12 protein-coding genes are annotated in these 17,224 nt (G+C 63.9%); 3 read left to right on the top strand and 9 right to left on the bottom strand.

Going from position 1 to position 17,224, the window contains the following annotated elements:
* The first annotated feature begins 46 nt into the window (after window positions 1-46).
* The 3 genes from NT151_10550 (at window position 47) to NT151_10560 (ending at window position 6,378) form a co-directional block, all read left to right on the top strand.
* Window positions 47-718: a J domain-containing protein gene (locus tag NT151_10550; GenBank protein MCX6539352.1), complete on the top strand. Its 672-nt coding sequence runs from the start codon at window positions 47-49 to the stop codon at window positions 716-718.
* Window positions 719-3,322, top strand: a complete 2,604-nt coding sequence (gene clpB / locus NT151_10555) for an ATP-dependent chaperone ClpB (GenBank protein ID MCX6539353.1) — start codon at window positions 719-721, stop codon at window positions 3,320-3,322. It begins immediately after the preceding gene.
* Between the two features lie 119 nt (window positions 3,323-3,441).
* The gene (locus tag NT151_10560) at window positions 3,442-6,378 is read left to right on the top strand and encodes a carboxypeptidase regulatory-like domain-containing protein (protein MCX6539354.1); all 2,937 of its coding nucleotides are present in this window, start codon (window positions 3,442-3,444) and stop codon (window positions 6,376-6,378) included.
* Between the two features lie 90 nt (window positions 6,379-6,468).
* On the opposite strand, the gene NT151_10565 is transcribed toward NT151_10560, so the two are convergent.
* From NT151_10565 to NT151_10605, 9 genes are all read right to left on the bottom strand, one after another.
* Complete coding sequence (locus tag NT151_10565; GenBank protein ID MCX6539355.1) at window positions 6,469-8,502, bottom strand: sulfatase-like hydrolase/transferase; 2,034 nt, start codon at window positions 8,500-8,502, stop codon at window positions 6,469-6,471.
* A complete protein-coding gene (rho, locus tag NT151_10570) occupies window positions 8,502-9,755 on the bottom strand; it encodes a transcription termination factor Rho (GenBank protein MCX6539356.1) in 1,254 nt (417 codons plus the stop codon). The genes NT151_10565 and rho overlap by 1 nt, the downstream gene beginning before the upstream one ends.
* Window positions 9,756-10,065: 310 nt before the next feature.
* Window positions 10,066-10,437 (bottom strand): CoA-binding protein, encoded by a 372-nt coding sequence (locus NT151_10575; protein ID MCX6539357.1) that lies wholly within the window; start codon window positions 10,435-10,437, stop codon window positions 10,066-10,068.
* 19 nt (window positions 10,438-10,456) lie between these two features.
* Window positions 10,457-12,097, bottom strand: a complete 1,641-nt coding sequence (gene pckA / locus NT151_10580; GenBank protein MCX6539358.1) for a phosphoenolpyruvate carboxykinase (ATP) — start codon at window positions 12,095-12,097, stop codon at window positions 10,457-10,459.
* Complete coding sequence (locus tag NT151_10585) at window positions 12,094-13,311, bottom strand: pyridoxal phosphate-dependent aminotransferase (protein ID MCX6539359.1); 1,218 nt, start codon at window positions 13,309-13,311, stop codon at window positions 12,094-12,096. Before NT151_10585 ends, pckA begins: the two co-directional genes overlap by 4 nt.
* Window positions 13,312-13,379: 68 nt before the next feature.
* Window positions 13,380-13,883: a pantetheine-phosphate adenylyltransferase gene (coaD, locus tag NT151_10590; protein ID MCX6539360.1), complete on the bottom strand. Its 504-nt coding sequence runs from the start codon at window positions 13,881-13,883 to the stop codon at window positions 13,380-13,382.
* The gene (gene rsmD / locus NT151_10595; GenBank protein MCX6539361.1) at window positions 13,880-14,452 is read right to left on the bottom strand and encodes a 16S rRNA (guanine(966)-N(2))-methyltransferase RsmD; all 573 of its coding nucleotides are present in this window, start codon (window positions 14,450-14,452) and stop codon (window positions 13,880-13,882) included. The genes coaD and rsmD overlap by 4 nt, the downstream gene beginning before the upstream one ends.
* Before the next feature lie 28 nt (window positions 14,453-14,480).
* A complete protein-coding gene (gene recG / locus NT151_10600; protein ID MCX6539362.1) occupies window positions 14,481-16,565 on the bottom strand; it encodes an ATP-dependent DNA helicase RecG in 2,085 nt (694 codons plus the stop codon).
* Window positions 16,562-17,203 (bottom strand): hypothetical protein, encoded by a 642-nt coding sequence (locus tag NT151_10605; GenBank protein MCX6539363.1) that lies wholly within the window; start codon window positions 17,201-17,203, stop codon window positions 16,562-16,564. Before NT151_10605 ends, recG begins: the two co-directional genes overlap by 4 nt.
* Window positions 17,204-17,224: the final 21 nt, after the last annotated feature.

The raw sequence follows: 17,224 nt of genomic DNA on the forward strand, positions 1-17,224 counted from the left end.
CGCGGGTGGCGCCCGCGGCGGCGTGCGCACGATGACCGAGGAGGAGATGCGGCAGGCCTTCGGAGAAGCCGATCCGTTCTCGGACTTCTTCCACGCGTTTTTTGGCGGCAGACCCGAGGCCGCGTCCTCGTCGCCGCGACCGGGCCGCGCCGCCAAGCCGCGGCGGGGACGCGACGTCGAACAGGACCTCGACCTGACGCTCGAGCAGGCCTGCCACGGCGTGACGCGCCGGCTCACCCTCAAGCACGACGGTCATGCCCGTACCGTCGATGTGCGCATCCCGGCGGGCGTCGCTGATGGCTCTCGCGTCAGGGTGGCCGGCGAAGGCGAACACGGCGTCGGCTCGGCGGCATCCGGCGACCTGTTCCTGCGCGTCCACGTCCAACCGCACAAGCGGTTCGAACGCAAAGGACGTGATCTCCACACCACGATTCAGGTGGCGGTGACCACGGCCGTGCTTGGGGGCGAAGCCGAAGTCCTCTCCCTCGACGGACACGCGCTCCGGTTGAAGATCCCACCGTCCACCCAGAATGGACAGGTGTTCAGGCTGAAAGGTCACGGCATGCCAGCCGTCGGGAAGCCCGATGACCGCGGTGACGTGTACGCCACGGTCGTCATCCGGCTTCCCCGCTCGCTGACGCCCGAACAGCACGCACTCTACGAGAAACTGGCCCGACTGGAGGACAGCCCGACGACGTCGTCGGCTGATCAGACATAGATGAACTTGAATCGATTTACGGAAAAGGCACAAGAAGCCATCCTCGGCGCGCAGCAGTCGGCCGAGCAGGCGAATCATCCTCAGGTTGAACCCGAACACCTGTTGACGTCACTGGTCGAACAGGCCGATGGCGTCGTGCCGGATGTGCTGCGTCAGATTGGCGCCGATCCGCGACAGGTGGCGGCCACGCTCCACGCCGCGCTCGGCCGCCTGCCCCAGGCGCACGGCAGCGCGACGCGGGGCGTCTCGCCCAGACTCCAGAGCGTGCTCACGGCTGCACAGCGCGAAGCCGAGCAGATGAAGGACGAGTACGTCAGCACCGAGCACCTGCTGTTGGCGGTGGCCGGCGAGACCGGACGGACCGACGCGGGCAAGGTACTGAAGGCGCTTGGTGCGTCGCGCGACCGGATCCTGGAAGTCCTCCAGACGATCCGCGGATCGCAGCGTGTCACCGACCAGAATCCGGAAGGCAAGTACCAGGCTCTTCAGCGCTATGGACGGGATCTGACTGAACTGGCGCGCGCCGGTAAGCTCGATCCCGTCATCGGCCGAGACGACGAAGTGCGCCGGGTGATCCAGGTGCTCTCGCGCCGCACGAAGAACAACCCGGTGCTCATCGGCGAGCCCGGGGTGGGCAAGACGGCGATTGTCGAGGGGCTGGCGCAGCGCATCATCCGCGGCGACGTGCCCGAAGGCCTGAAGAACAAGCGCATTGTCGGGCTCGACATGGGCGCACTGGTCGCGGGGGCGAAATACCGCGGCGAATTCGAAGAGCGGCTGAAGGCCGTGCTCAAGGAGATCACCGACTCCCAGGGCCAGGTGGTGCTGTTTATCGACGAACTGCATACCGTCGTCGGGGCGGGCGCCGCCGAAGGCTCCATCGACGCGTCGAACATGCTCAAGCCGATGCTGGCCCGCGGCGAGCTGCACACCATCGGCGCCACGACGCTCGATGAATACCGGAAGTACATCGAAAAGGACGCAGCGCTCGAACGCCGCTTCCAGCCCGTCATGGTCAACGAGCCGACTGTCGACGACACGATCAGCATCCTGCGCGGCCTGCGCGAGCGGTACGAGATTCACCATGGCGTCCGGCTCAAGGATACCGCCCTGGTGGCGGCCGCCGTCCTGTCGCACCGCTACATCGCCGATCGCTTCCTGCCGGACAAAGCCATCGATCTGGTCGACGAGGCGGCGTCGAAGCTGCGGATGGAAATCGACTCGATGCCGGCCGAGCTCGACGAAGCCGAGCGGCGAATCATGCAACTGGAAATCGAAGCGCAGGCGTTACGGAAAGAAACCGATGCGCCCTCGGTCGACCGTTTGTCGAAACTCGAACGTGAGCTGGCGGATCTGAAAGAGTCGCGCGACCGGCTTCGGACGCATTGGGGGCAGGAGAAGGACGCCATCCAGGCTGCGCGAACGCAGAAGCAGGAACTCGAACATCTGCGCCACGCCATCGAGGCCGCTCAGCGATCCGGCGACTTCGCCACCGCGTCGGAACTCCAGTATGGCCGCGTGCCTGAGGCCGAGCGGCGAATCCGGCAAGCCGAAGAGCGGCTGGCAGACCTGCAACGCGACGCGCGGATGCTCAAGGAAGAGGTCGACGAGGAAGACATCGCCGAAGTCGTCGGCAAGTGGACGGGCATCCCGGTCAGCCGCCTGATGGAAGGCGAGGTCGAGAAGCTCATCAAGATGGAAGAACGCCTGCACCGGCGCGTCGTGGGACAAGACGAGGCGATCACGGCCGTCTCGAACGCCATTCGTCGCGCACGCGCAGGCCTGCAGGATCCCAACCGCCCGCTTGGCAGCTTCCTGTTCCTCGGCCCCACAGGCGTCGGCAAGACCGAACTGGCTCGCGCCCTGGCGGAGTTCCTGTTCGACGACGAGCAGGCGATGATCCGGATCGACATGTCGGAGTATCAGGAGAAACACACCGTATCGCGGATGCTCGGGGCGCCTCCCGGATACATCGGCTATGAGGAAGCCGGCCAGTTGACCGAAGCGGTTCGCCGGCGTCCGTACGCCGTCGTGCTGCTCGACGAAATCGAGAAGGCCCACGCCGATGTGCTCAATGTCCTGCTGCAGTTGCTCGACGATGGGCGGCTCACCGACGGCAAGGGACGCACCGTGGACTTCAAGAACACCGTGGTCATCATGACGTCGAACATCGGAAGCCAGTTCATCGCGGAGAGGCCGGGACGATCCGACGACGATCTTGAAGACGGCACGCGCCGGCAGGTCATGGATGCGCTCCGGGCGCACTTCAGGCCTGAATTCCTGAACCGGGTGGACGAGATCGTCTTTTTCCACCGGCTCAGCCGGGCCCACCTGATACAGATCGTCGACATCCTGCTGCGCGGCCTGGTGCAGCGACTCGAACGCCGGAAGATTCGATTGGAACTGACCGACAAGGCCCGAAACCTGCTCGTCGAGGAGGGTTTCGATCCGTCCTACGGCGCGCGCCCGCTCAAACGGACCATTCAGAGAAAACTGCTCGATCCGCTCGCGCTCCAGATCCTCGAGGGACGCTTTGGCGACGGCGAGATCATCCGGGTCGAAGCGGCCGGAGACGATCTGGCGTTTTCTGAGTCCACGCCGTGATCCTCCGTCGGTTGACGCGATTTTCCGGCCTGAGTACTATCGCTGAATGCTATGTGTTATATGAGCGGGGCTGCGCCCGGAGCTCCGGGCCAGGCTGCCGCATCTGCGACGGAGGAATCATGGGTAGTAAGCGTGTACTTTTGATGTTGCTCTGTGTCGTCGTCATCCCCGCCGTCGCGTTCGGTCAGCAGACCGGCGGGATCGTCGGCAGGGTGATCGGCACGGACAACCTGGTCATCCCGGGGGTGACCGTTGAGGCGCGTTCCAACGTGCTGCCAGGCCCAAGGGTCACGGTCACGAGCAGTGTGGGCGAGTACCGCCTCCCTGCCCTTCCTCCTGGCGAATACGCGGTGGCATTTGAATTGTCTGGAATGGCGAAGGTCACCAAACAGGTTCAGGTCCAGCTCGCGCAGGACGCGACCCTCAATGTCACAATGAGTGTCGGCGGCGTGACGGAGACCGTCACGGTGACGGCCCAGATCGTGCCCGTCATCGATAAAGACTCGACGGCCATCAAGAGCGGCGTGTCGTCGCAGACGATCCAATCCTTGCCAACCGGTCAGGAGTACCGCGATCTCATCAAACTCATCCCCGGTGTGCAGTTGACCCAGGACGGCACGCGAGGCCCGAGTGCGGGCGGCAGCGGCCAGGACAACGTGTACAAGTTTGACGGCGTCAACGTGACCATGCCGCTGTTCGGGACGCTGTCGGCCGAGCCGGCGGCATACGACATCGCCGAGGTCACCACGATTAAGGGCGGCGCCAAGGCGGTGGATTTCGAACGGTCGGGCGGGTTCTCGGTGGACTCGGTCAGCAAAACGGGAACCAGCCGGTACTCTGGGCAGGTCAGCTATCAGTTCCAGACCGCCGGCATGGCCTCTAAGGTGCAGAACGGCAGTCTCTCGAAGTACAGCCAAGGCCTCAGCTGGTTGACGGCCAATGTCGGGGGTCCGGTGATTCCGAACCATGCGTTCTTCTATGGTTCGTACTACCGGCCGGAGCGGGATCGCGCGAACCGGGCAAACCTGTACGGCAACCTCCCGGACTACAAGAGCACTCGCAACGAGGGTTTCGGGAAGATGACGCTCACGCCGACGAGCAACATCCTGCTCAACGCCAGCTACCGGTACTCGCACCGTCTTGATAAGAGCGATCTGTTCGCACAGTCCTCCGCCGCGACGACCGGGACCGGCTACGAGTCCTGGCAGCGAATTGCGACGGCCGACGGCTCCTGGATCATCAACTCGAGGAGTTTCGCGTCGTTCAAGTACACGCATTACGAGAATCCGAACCAGGGCCGGCCGGACAACGTGTCGAACGCGGAGATCAACACGACGATTGGCACACGGCTCGACGTCAACAACCTTGACACGCTCGGCCGGTTGGAAGTGCCGAATACGGTTGCCGGACAGGATGCGTACAACGCGTTCATCCAACCCCTCATCGATCGATACGGATATACCTCGAGCGCCGGCGTCAAGACCGGTGGCGGCTTCGTTGGGTACGGCTACCAGTTTGACAAGGACGACTTCTTCCGCAATTCCTGGCAGGTCGCGTATAACTTGAACCTCGGCTCCACGACAAGCCACGACATCCACTTCGGCTACCAGCGATACACGGACTCCGAAGACCTCTTGCGAAGTTCGAACGGCTGGGGTCGAATCACGGTCCCGGGCGGGCGATCCGCGAGTCTCGGCATCAACGGCATTCCGGCCTACTACATGGTGCAATTCCAACAGCAGTCGACCGGGGCCGTGCCGCCAATCCACTCGTCGTACTGGTCGCAGAGCGTCGAGGCCAACGACACGATCCGCCACAAGAACTGGTCGTTCAACCTGGGCCTGCTCGCCAGCAACGACCGGTTGTACGGCCAGGGGCTCAAGGGAGATTCGACGACGGTGTCCGGGTACGTCGCGTCCCCGGGCACGGTCTACAAGATGTACGAGATCCCGTTCAAGAAGATGCTCCAGCCGCGTGTCGGGGCGACTTGGGCGTATAACGGCCAGGATACGATCTACGCGAGCTTCGCGACCTACGTGCCGGCGGCCAGTTCCCTGCCGCGCGCCGCTTCATGGGCCCGCAATCTGGCCGTCGAGATCTTCGGGTACTTTGATGCGAACGGTGTCCTCTATGGCACGCAGCCGAATGCGGCATCAACGGGCAAGCTGTTTGTCGAAGACATGACGCCCAAGACCGTCACCGAGTATCTGCTGGGCACGTCCAGGCAGTTCAGCCCGCACCTGACTGGACGCGCCTATCTCCGTTACCGCTACGCCGACCATTTCTGGGAAGACACCAACAATAATGCGCGACTGGCGTTCAGCATGCCGGCCGGCTGGGGGCCCTCGCTGTACTACATTGGCGACCTCGCGACTCGGCTGGCCCAGATCGGTACCGGTGGTTCCGGAAACAGCTACATCATCACCGAACTCGACCGGGCCTACACGAAGTACTACGAGGCGACCGTCGAATCGGAGTACCGCAGCACGAAGCTCTATGTCCGAGGGTCGTACACGTGGAGCAAGTACTACGGCAACTTCGATCAGGACAACACCTCGGGGGGAGCCTCCAACGATGCCAACCTCTTTATCGGGTCATCGAATATCGGTGACGGCGCCGGACGGCAGCTATGGAACTCCAAGGAGGGAAGACTACACGGCGATCGTCCGCACTCGCTGAAGATCTACGCCTACTACCAGCTGCCTTGGAATGCCAGCATCGGGGCGTTCGCCCTGGCGCAATCCGGCCAGCCCTGGGAAGCGACCAGCTACGAGCCGTACATCGCGCTGACCACCAGCACCAGCGACACGAATCGCTATGCCGAACCGGCTGGTTCCCGAAGAACCGCCGCGTGGTACCAGCTCGATCTCAACTACACGCAGAATGTCTCGCTCACCGGACACTACAAGCTGCAGCTGGTTGGCGACCTCTACAACGTCACCAACACCCAGACGGGTTACAACTACACCTCGGGTATGCACAGCTCGACGTTTAACCAGCCTCAGTCATTCCTGAGTCCGCGGCGCATCCAGGTGTCGGCGCGGTTCCAGTTCTAGGCCCTGAGCTTCGTCGAAGGATAAAGCAGACGATCTCGTGATCGGGGCAAGGGCCCGGCGGTTCATTCCGCCGGGCCCTTTTTTGGGGGCTTAGCGGATGCCCTGGAAGAGCCGCTCGCGGGCGATGAGGGCGCGCGTGGTCTGGTCCGCAGAACGACGCGCCCGCTCGATGCGGGCGGCCCGATCGGGTTCGTTCAGCAGCACGCTGACCTGGGCCCGCTTGAATAGAGCCATCGGGTAGTCGGGATGTGAGGCAGGCACACGGTCGAGAGACGTGCGCGCGTCCTGGTAGCGCCGGGACGCCAGGTAAAGGACACCGAGCTCGAGGTCGTGGGCGAAACCGTTGCCCTGCGCAACCCTCGCCTTCTCAAACGAATCAATGGCGACGGCCGTCTGTTCCGCGGTCATGGCCATTTGGCCCAACCGAACCAGTTCCGCGGCACTGGGCTTGCGCATCCCGTAGATCTTCTGGCGAAGCCTCAGCGCGTCCACGACGCGTCCCTGGCGCTCCCGAATCACGGCCAGCGCCTCGATGGCGGGTAAGCGGTCAGGCGTCTCGGCCATGATCTGCTCGAGCAGCGGCTCGGCGCGCGACCAGTCCCGACTGCGCGTGTAGTGCAAGGCCAGATACGTGCGCACATCGGGCGAACCCGGAGCCATCTCCGCGGCCTTGCGGAACATGTCCTCGGCTCGGGCTTCGTGGCCCAGAGACGAATGTGCCACCGCCAGACGCAGGCAGGCATCTAAATTGTGCGGGTCTTCAGCCAGGATTCTCGCTAGCAGCGGGATGACGCGCGCGTACTCCTCGTTCACGAACAACCCCGACGCCTTGTCGAGCAGGTCGAAGAGCCGCGTCATGTCGATCGGACGCGGTGCGTCTTTCCGCACCACCGGTGCGGCCGACGCGCTTACGTAGCCAAGACTCGCGAGCGACCGTCGGGCCTCGTCGCTAAGATCGCCCGGAGGCCTCATGGACTCCGACGAGGGCACCGGATAGTCCCGGATCGCGACCTGCATCTGCGCCGACTGGGTCGCGGTGGACGCCAGATCGCGCGATTCCTTCGGGTCGGCCACCACGTCATAGACTTCCATCCGCCCAGCCAGGATGGACTTCTGTCGGCCCTCCACTGCCATCGTCTGTGGCTGCCACCCGTACTCGAGAAACGGCTTCATCGCCTCGCCGAGTACGATCTCTGCAGCGGCGCTGCGCAGGCTTCCAGTGGCATCGACGCCTGCCCAATCCAGAATCGTGTGATACACCCTGCGCGTGCTCACGGGCGTTTCGACCGTGCCGGCGGTCACGCCCGGGCCCACCAGCACCAGCGGCACGTGCATCGTCGACTGATAGACAAGATTCCCGTGCAACGACTCGCCGTGGTCGCCCAGCCCCTCCCCGTGATCGCCCACGATCACGATCGCGACAGGTCCCCTCGCCTGATGCTCGAACGCCTGGAGCAATCGGCCAAGTTGCGCATCCATCGACGCGATCTCGCCCAGGTACGGGCTCCCCGCGTACTTTGTGCGAAACGGTTCGGGCGGGGTGTATGGGGCATGTGGATCGAAATAGTGCACCCACAGAAAAAGCGGCTGCGAGGACGCCTGACCCAGCCACGCGAGCGCAGCGTCGGTTGTCTCGGCAGCAACCCGCTCCTCCCGCCCTGCGGGCAGTTCATCGTTGTACAGATCAAATCCCCTCGCGAGCCCGAAGCGCCGCGAGAGGATGAACGACGAGGTAAAGGCGGTCGTGCGATACCCGGCCTTCCGAAGTCGCTCCGCCAGCACGGGCTGGGCCGCCGGAACGGCGCGGCCGTTCTCGTGGATGGCGTGCCCGGCCGGGTAGAGCCCGGTCATCATCGACGTATGCGACGGCAGCGTTTCTGGGACGGTCGCGTAGGCCTGGCGGAATCGCCGTCCTCGTGCCGCGACTGCGTTGAAGGCCGGTGTCTCTATCCCCACCGCCTCAGGACCGATGGCGTCCGCCCGGGTCGTATCAAGTGTGACGAGGAGGATGGACGGCAGGACGTGCGCAGGCGTTGGAGCGGCCTGCTCCGGCTTCTGACGGGTCCCGCACGCACCGGCAACCAGCGCGGCCGCGAGAATTGCGAAAAGGGGTCGGGTCGGCATCAGCCCATGCGTTGCATCGACGAGAGGAACTCGGCGTTCGACTTGGTCTTGCCCATCTTGTCGAGGAGCAGTTCCATGGCCTCGACGGGCGACAGCGGAGTGAGCACCTTGCGCAGCACCCAGATCCGGTTGAGGTCGTCGCGAGGAATGAGCAGCTCTTCCTTGCGCGTGCCGCTCTTCTGGATGTCGATGGCCGGAAACACGCGCTTGTCCACCAGCTTGCGGTCCAGGTGGATTTCCATGTTGCCCGTGCCCTTGAACTCCTCGAAGATCACATCGTCCATGCGCGAACCGGTGTCGATGAGCGCAGTCGCGATGATCGTGAGCGACCCGCCTTCTTCGATGTTGCGAGCCGCACCGAAGAATCGCTTGGGTTTCTGCAGCGCGTTCGAATCCAGACCGCCCGACAGCACCTTGCCCGATGGCGGGATCACGGTGTTGTAGGCGCGTGCCAGGCGCGTGACCGAATCCAGCAGGATGAGCACGTCCTTCTTGTGCTCGACCAGCCGCTTGGCCTTCTCGATCACCATCTCGGCCACCTGCACGTGCCGCTGTGCCGGCTCGTCAAACGTCGACGAGATGACCTCGCCCTGCACCGACCGCTGCATATCGGTCACTTCTTCCGGCCGCTCGTCGATCAGCAGGACGATGAGGTAGACCTCGGGATGATTCTGGGCCACCGACTGCGCGATGGCCTGCAGCAACATCGTCTTGCCCGTGCGAGGCGGCGCGACGATCAGGCCGCGCTGGCCCTTTCCGATGGGGATCATCAGATCCATCACGCGCGCCGACAGATTCTCGGCGACCGTCTCGAGCCGCAACGCCTCCTGCGGATAGAGGGGTGTCAGGTTCTCGAAGAAGAGCTTCTCGCGCGCCTGGTCCGGCGGCTCGAAGTTGACTGCCTCCACCTTGATGAGCGCGAAGTAGCGCTCGCCTTCTTTGGGCGGCCTGATCTGTCCCGACACCGTGTCGCCCGTCTGGAGGTCGAACTTCCGGATCTGCGACGGGGACACGTAGATGTCGTCGGGCCCAGGCAGGTAGTTGTAGTCCGGCGCGCGCAGGAATCCGAAACCGTCTGGCAGCACTTCGAGGACGCCCTCGGAGAAGATGAAGCCGCTCTGCTCGGTCTGCGCTTTCAGAATCTGGAAAATCAGATCCTGCTTGCGCATGCCCGTCGCGCCAGCCACGTTCAGGTCCTTGGCAATCTGCGTGAGCTTCTGGATACTCATGTCCTTCAGCTCGGTGATGTTCAGGCCTTCCCCTGAGCGCTTCTGGCCACCGTTGGTGGAGGCCGGCTTGGCGGCATCTGGCACCGCTTCAGCGACGGCTGGCTCGGCAGGGAGTTCTTCGTTAGACGCGCGCGGGATCGAAGCTTGGCGCTTGGGGTTGTTTGCCATGGGTCTGCTCAGAACGCTGGAACGGCTGGTTACGTACGGAACGATCAACGAGTGCGGGGTGGAAGGCCCCCGCGGCCAGAAATGACTGGGGGTGGCTCGGCCATTCAACTATAGGGCAGCCTTTTGGGCGGTGTCAACAGGCAGACGACCACGGGACACCTGCGACTCAGTACGAGGACGGCGACTCTCCAATCCCGACGATGCTGCAGGCGACGATGGGCTTGAGCCCGAGGCCGCGGGCCTTCGCCACCAGCTCCGGACTCTCGGCGCCGGGATTGATCCAGAGTTCCGCAATGCCCTTCCGGGCGACGTCCTCAATCACGCGCTCCCCGACGGCGGGTGGCAGGTAGAGGCTGGCCATGTCGATCGGCCCCGGCACGTCGAGCACCGATTTATAGGCCTTGAGCCCCTCGACTTCCGCCTCTTTCGGATGAATCGGGATGACCGTATAGCCCTGCCGGACAAACGCGCGAACGGCTTTGTTCGAGAACTTGGACCGGTCCGCCGAAGCGCCGATGATCGCCACCGTTTTGCCCATGTGATCTGATGTCCCTACTTCACACCTTCGGTCCAGCCTTCTCGACTTCCCTCGACTCGGCCGTGTCGAACTTCTTGAAGTTGTCGATGAAGCGGGCAGCCAACTGGTGGTACCGCTGGTCGTACATCTCCCGGCTTGGCCACGAGCGGGCCGGATCGAGCACGTGGTCCGGGACGTCCGGACACGTCTTCGGCACCTGGAATCCAAACACTGGGTCGGTCGTGTACTCGACGTTGAGCAGCTTGCCGTTGAGCGCGGCGTTGAGCATCGCCCGCGTGTACCGGATGCTGATGCGCTTGCCGACGCCATACGGTCCACCCACCCAGCCGGTGTTGACCAGCCAGCAGTTGACGCCGTACCGCAGCACTTTCTCCCTCAGCAACCGTGCATAGAATTCCGGCGGGTGCACCATGAACGGCGCGCCGAAACACGTGCTGAACGTGATCTCGGGCTCCTTGCCCAGCCCGACCTCGGTACCCGCGATCTTCGAGGTGTAGCCGGAAATGAACTGGTAGCCGGCCTGGTCCACCGACAGTTTCGCGATCGGCGGCATGACGCCCGACGCGTCGCAGGTGAGGAAGATGACGTTCTTTGGGTGACCCGACCGCTTGTCCGGCAGCGCGTTGTCGATGAACTCGAGCGGGTACGACGCCCGCGTGTTCTCGGTAATCGTCGGGTCATCGAGGTCGATCATCCGCGTCACCGGGTCGAAGACCACGTTTTCGAGAATCGTGCCGAACCGGTGGGTCGTCCCGAAGATCTGCGGCTCGGCCGACGCCGACAACTGGATCACCTTCGCGTAACAGCCTCCTTCGAAGTTGAAGACGCCGTTGTCGCTCCACCCGTGTTCGTCGTCGCCAATCAGGCCGCGGGTCGGGTCGGCCGACAGCGTCGTCTTCCCCGTGCCCGACAGCCCGAAGAAGATGGCCGCGTCGCCGTCCTTCCCCACGTTGGCCGACGAGTGCATCGGAAACACGCCCTGCAGCGGCATCAGGTAGTTCATCACGGTGAAGATCGACTTCTTGATCTCCCCGGCGTACGCCGTATTGCCAATGATGCAGAGCCGTTGCGCGAAGTTGAGTGCGATGAACGTGTTCGATCCGGTGCCGTCGATCTGCTGGATCCCCTTGAAGTGCGGGCAGCAGATCACGGTGAAGTCGGGGACGTGCCGCCGGTACTCCTCGTTGGTACGCGGCGGGATAAACATGTTGCGGGCAAAGAGGCTGTGCCACGCGTGCTCGGTGATAATGCGCACCGGCATCCGGTAGTCCGGGTCCGCGCCAACGTAACAGTCCTGGACAAACACGTCCCGCCCCTGCAGAAATCCCTGCATGCGCGCGAACAGTTCATCGAATTTGTCGGGCGAGAAGGGCCGATTGTACTGCCCCCACCAGATGTGCCCCTCGGTCGACGGCTCGCGGACCACGAACTTGTCGTTGGCCGAACGCGCCGTGTGCTTCCCGGTATTCATCACCACCGCGCCGTCCCGTGTGATCGTGCCTTCCTTCCGGAACACGATCTCCTCGTAGAGGGCTTCAGTCGGGAGATTCCAGTACACGCCGCCGAGGTTGAACAAGCCGTGGTTGTCCAACCCGTAGTCACTCTTCAACGCGGCAGACTGCGCCTGCGTCGGCGTCTTGATATCGAGCAGGTTGATCATAGCCAGTCCCTGATGAGCTTCTTGTCGCCGATGTAAATGTCGTTGGGCGAACTCGGATCAAGCGCCCACTTGATGCGGGCGATCCCTTCTGTCACGTCCTTGACCGACCCGGCGAAACTCAGCCGCAGGTGGCCTTCCATGCCGAAGTCGCGGCCCGGAACCGTCACGACGAGGGCTTTCTTCAGGAGGAACTTCGACAATTCAACGGAGTTGCCGTTGTACGCGCGGAAGTCCGGCAGGCAGTAAAACGTGCCGTCCGGTTTGTAGGTCTTCACGCCGTTGAACGACGACAGTTCCCGCATGGCCACATCGCGGTTGTTCTGCATCTGCAGGCGGAGTCCTTCCACGATGCTCTGCAGGCCAATCAGGGCGCCCTCGGCACCCGCCTGCATCACCGGCGATCCGCACGACGTGGTCTGGGCCTGCACATTGGTCATCACCTGGACCAGCGGCCGCGGCGCCACGCACCAGCCAATCCGGAAGCCTGTCATCCCGTAGAGCTTCGCGATGCCGTTGATGACGAGCACGCGCGAATCCTCGAGATCGCACGTCGTGAACTGGTACGCCGACGGCGCCCGTTTCCCGTCGAACACGAGCTTGTGGTAGATGTCGTCCATGATCACGTAGATCTTCTTGCGCTCGCAGAAGTCGATGATCTGGGCGATGAATTCTTCCCGATACACGATGCCGCTCGGGTTGTTCGGGCTGTTGATGATGATGGCCTTCGTGTTGGAACCGACGGCCCGCTCGATGTCGGCCATCCGTGGATGGAAGCTGCCGTCCTCAGGCGTGACGATGACCGGCACGCCGTAACACATCTTGACCATCTCGGGATAACTGACCCAGTACGGCGCAAGGATCACCACTTCGTCCTGCGGATTCAGAATGCAATACAGCAGGTTGAAGATGCACTGCTTGGCGCCGGCCGACACGATGATGTTCTCGGGGGCCACGACCTTGTCGTAGTGCTCCTCCGTATAACGGATGATGGCTTTCTTGAGAGAGGGCGTTCCGTCGGTCGGGCAGTACTTCACGTCACCCTGGCTGAGTTTGGCCGCCGAAGCCAGAATCGCGGATATGGGCGTCTTGTTCTTCGGCTCGCCGATGCCGAGGTGAATGACCGGCTCACCGCGTTCCCGCAGCAACCGGGCCTCCTCGTTGAGTCGCAGGGTCGGCGACTCGATGATGGTCCTGGCAAGCTCACTGACAGCCATGGGTCTCTCCTGTCGGGTGCGAATCCGGAGGGAGCGGGCGCACCGGCCCGGGGGGCATATTGATTCGACTATAACCTTTTTTGCTCCCGTTTTTCGCGCAGGCGGAGCTCCACCACCTCGGGCACGAGGCCCGCGATGGGGCCGCCGAGGGCGAACACCTCTTTGATCAGGCGGGAACTGACGTAGGTGTACTGCTCGGCCGGCATCATGAACACCGTTTCGATCTCGGGGCCTAGCCGGCGATTCATCAACGCCATTTGCAATTCAAACTCGAAGTCCGACACCGCGCGCAGCCCCCGCACGATGACAGAGGCCTTTCGCCGGTGCGCGTAGTCCACCAGCAGTCCCTCAAACGATTCCACATCAACGTTGGGATACTCGCGGAACACCTCACGCACGGTGTCGACGCGTTCCTCGGGAGTAAACAGCGGGGCTTTCTCGGCATTGCAAAGAATGGCCACCACGATGCTGTCGAACAGCCTGGCCCCGCGCAGGATGATATCAACATGCCCGTTGGTGAGCGGATCGAACGATCCGGGAAATACCGCCACGCGGTCGCCGGACGTACTCATGAACCCTCCGTTGTGTCACCCGAATCGGCCGGCGTCTTCCTGTAGAACGCCAGGCCACTGTCTCCGGCAACCAGCCGGCGTGCGCACGTCAGCCTGCCCACCCGTTCGGGCGCCGGCCGTCGTTTCGCGTGTTCCAGAACCAGTGTCCCATCCACCGCGAGCCACCCGGCGGCCGTCACCAGTACGTCGGCGACGTCAGTCTCGTACGGGGGATCCAGCAGGATGAGATCGAAACGCTGGCCGGCGGTCAACTGCCGCAGCCCGCCCGGAAAATCGTCGCGAATCATAACATAGCCGCTCGTGACCCCACATTGCGCGAGGTTGGCCGCAACCAGCGCGATGGCTCTCGCGTCGTGATCGACAAACACCACCTCGACCGCACCGCGACTGAGCGCCTCGATGCCGAGCGCGCCCGATCCCGCAAAGCCATCCAGCACGCGCGCGCCGGGCACGCGCGCCGCCAATACATCGAACAGTGTCTGCTTGAGCCGGTCGGAGGTCGGACGCAGGCCTTCCCACTCGGGCGCCTTCAGCTGACGTCGCTTGTACCGCCCCGCGATCACGCGCATCGCACACTCCGCCTCCGTTCCACACTGGCTACCCGACCGAGGCCAGCCCGAATCGCGCGCTCCACGTCCGTCGAACCTCGTCGAGCAAGGCCTCGCCTTCGCCGCGCCGCGAGAGCGCAACGCCCGCGAGCGTCCGCGCACGCTCCATCACCTCATGGTCGCGCAGCAGGTCCCCCGAACGCAATGTCGGCGCGCCCGATTGCCGGGTTCCGAAGAAATCGCCTGGGCCCCGAAGCGCCAGGTCCCGTTCGGCAATCACAAATCCGTCGGCGGTCTCGACCAGCGTCTTGAGGCGCTCGCGCCCCTGCACGCCAAGCGGCGCCTGATACAACAACACGCAGAAGGACTGGTGCCCTCCCCTGCCCACGCGCCCTCTCAACTGGTGCAGTTGCGCCAGCCCGAACCGCTCGGCGTGTTCGACGACCATCACAGACGCGTTCGGCACATCAATGCCGACTTCGATGACCGTCGTCGACACGAGCACGTGTACGCGGCCCGCGGCGAACTCCCGCATGATGTGGTCCTTCTCTTCGGGCTTGAGTCGCCCGTGAAGCAGCGCCACCCGGTACGCCGGGAACACCTCAGCGGCCAGGGTGTCGGCCGCCTCGGTCGCGGCTCTCAAATCCACCTTGGACGACTCTTCGATGAGCGGGTAGACAATGTAAGCCTGACGCCCCTGCTCGAGTTCGCTCCGGACACACGCGTAGATCTCGTCGCGCCTCGACTGGGGTGTCGCCGTCGTCTTGATCGGCGTCCTGCCGGGCGGCAACTCCCGAATGACGGACACGTCGAGATCGCCGTACGTCGTGAGCGCCAGGGTTCTCGGAATCGGCGTGGCCGTCATCACGAGCACGTCGGGTCGCCATCCCTTCTCGCGGAGGATGGCCCGCTGCATGACGCCAAACCGATGCTGTTCGTCAATCACCACAAGGCCGAGCCGCGAGAACGTCACCTTCTGCTGCACCAGCGCATGCGTCCCGACCACCAGTTGCGCCATGCCGGATTCGATCTCGCCCTGGACGCGCCGTCGGTCCGCGGTCGGCGTCGACCCGGTCAGCAGCGCGACGCGGTATGGCGAGGTCTCGAGCAGGCGCCTCACCGTCAGGTAGTGCTGCTCGGCGAGAATCTCGGTGGGTGCCATCATCGCCACCTGTAACCCGTTCTCGATGGCCACCACAGCGGCAAGCAGCGCGACAATCGTCTTGCCTGTCCCCACATCGCCCTGGAGCATCCGGTGCATGGCCTGCGGACGCGTCATGTCGGTGACGATCTCTTTCAGCGCGGATCGCTGTCCGTCGGTGAGCGCGAACGGCAGCCGGGCCCTGACGGCATCGCGAATCCTGTCATTCACCACGACCGCGGCAGGTTTGCGCTCGGCGTCGGCGGCCTGCCTCCGCAACAGCAACCCGAGTTGGAAGTGAAGAAACTCGTCGAAGATGAGCCGCAACTGCGCCGGGCTCCGGAACGCGTTGAGGGCAACCAGATCCGTTCCCGGAGCCGGAAAATGCGACTCGATCAGCGCCGTCCGCCAGTCGGCCAACGCGACTGAATTGAAGAGCCACGGCGGCATGAGGTCAGGCAGTTCGGCGGGCAGTTGCCGCAGCGCGTCGTGCACGATGCGGCGCTGGATACGTCCCGTCACCGATCCAGCCTTCTCGTATACCGGCACGATGCGGCCCGTGTGAATCGTGTCGGCATCCTCCTCGTCGACCAGTTCGTACTGTGGATTGGTCAGTTGCAGCCCGCCCGGGTCGCGCCGCGTGATCTCTCCGAAGAGCACGATGACGGCGCCCCGGTGGATGACGTCGGTCATGTACGGCTGATTCAGCCACGAGACGCGAAGAGTTCCACTCCCGTCCCGGACGACGGCATGAAAGATCTTGAATCCTGGGCGGCGAGTCAGACGCAGCCCGCACGAGACGACCGTGCCGCAAATCGTGGCGACCTCACCCTCGCTCACGGTGGCCATATCGCGAAACGTCGAGCGATCTTCGTATCTGAGTGGAAAACGGCTGAGCAGATCGCCGACGGTGCGGAGTCCGACGCGTTCGAGATCCGCGGCCCGGCGCGGACCGATGCCGTTCAGCGATTGCAGCGGGTCGTCGAGCGTCACTGCACGATGACGGCCTGGCGGGTCTGAATGTCGATCTCGCGGATGCCGGCCGGCAGAACGAACTGGGCGTCCAGGCTGACACCGTCAGGATGCTCGGCCGAGCGCGTGTAGTGGTTCACCACCTGCTGGAGCAGCATCTTTGGAATGGGGATGCCGGCGATCGACGCCGATTCCAGTTCGAACGTCGCGACCCCGGACCGGGTCCTGAGCACACCCGTTACGCTGACGGGCAGCCGGCCTGTCAGCAGCTGCGTCGGTTCGAGGGTCCCCTTCGCAGCTCCGCGGCGGACGGCATCAAGATCGAGGATGGCCTTCGCCGACACGCGGCCGCCGCCAAGCGCGGCGATGTACGGATCGACCATACCCGCAGGGAGCGCCGACGAAATTTTCAGACGGAGATAGGCGTTGGTCTCGGCCTCGGTCACCACCGTCCGTCGCGCCCTGCCCGGGCGGAACGGCTCCGACGAGGCCTGCGCGCCGTAGTGTGTGATGTCGAGCAGCTTCTTGTCGAATCGGTCGGCCTCGGCGGCCGACAGCGGCACCCGCGGCTGTTGGTCACCGGCGACACCGGCAGGCGCCAGTAGCAGCAGTCCGATGACGAACAGCGAGGCCGCACGTGTCCGAAGCAGAGATGTCATGCGTGAACCTCGATGGCAGTA

The organism is Acidobacteriota bacterium, from assembly GCA_026393675.1.
In the GTDB taxonomy this organism is placed as follows: domain Bacteria; phylum Acidobacteriota; class Vicinamibacteria; order Vicinamibacterales; family JAKQTR01; genus JBAXOX01.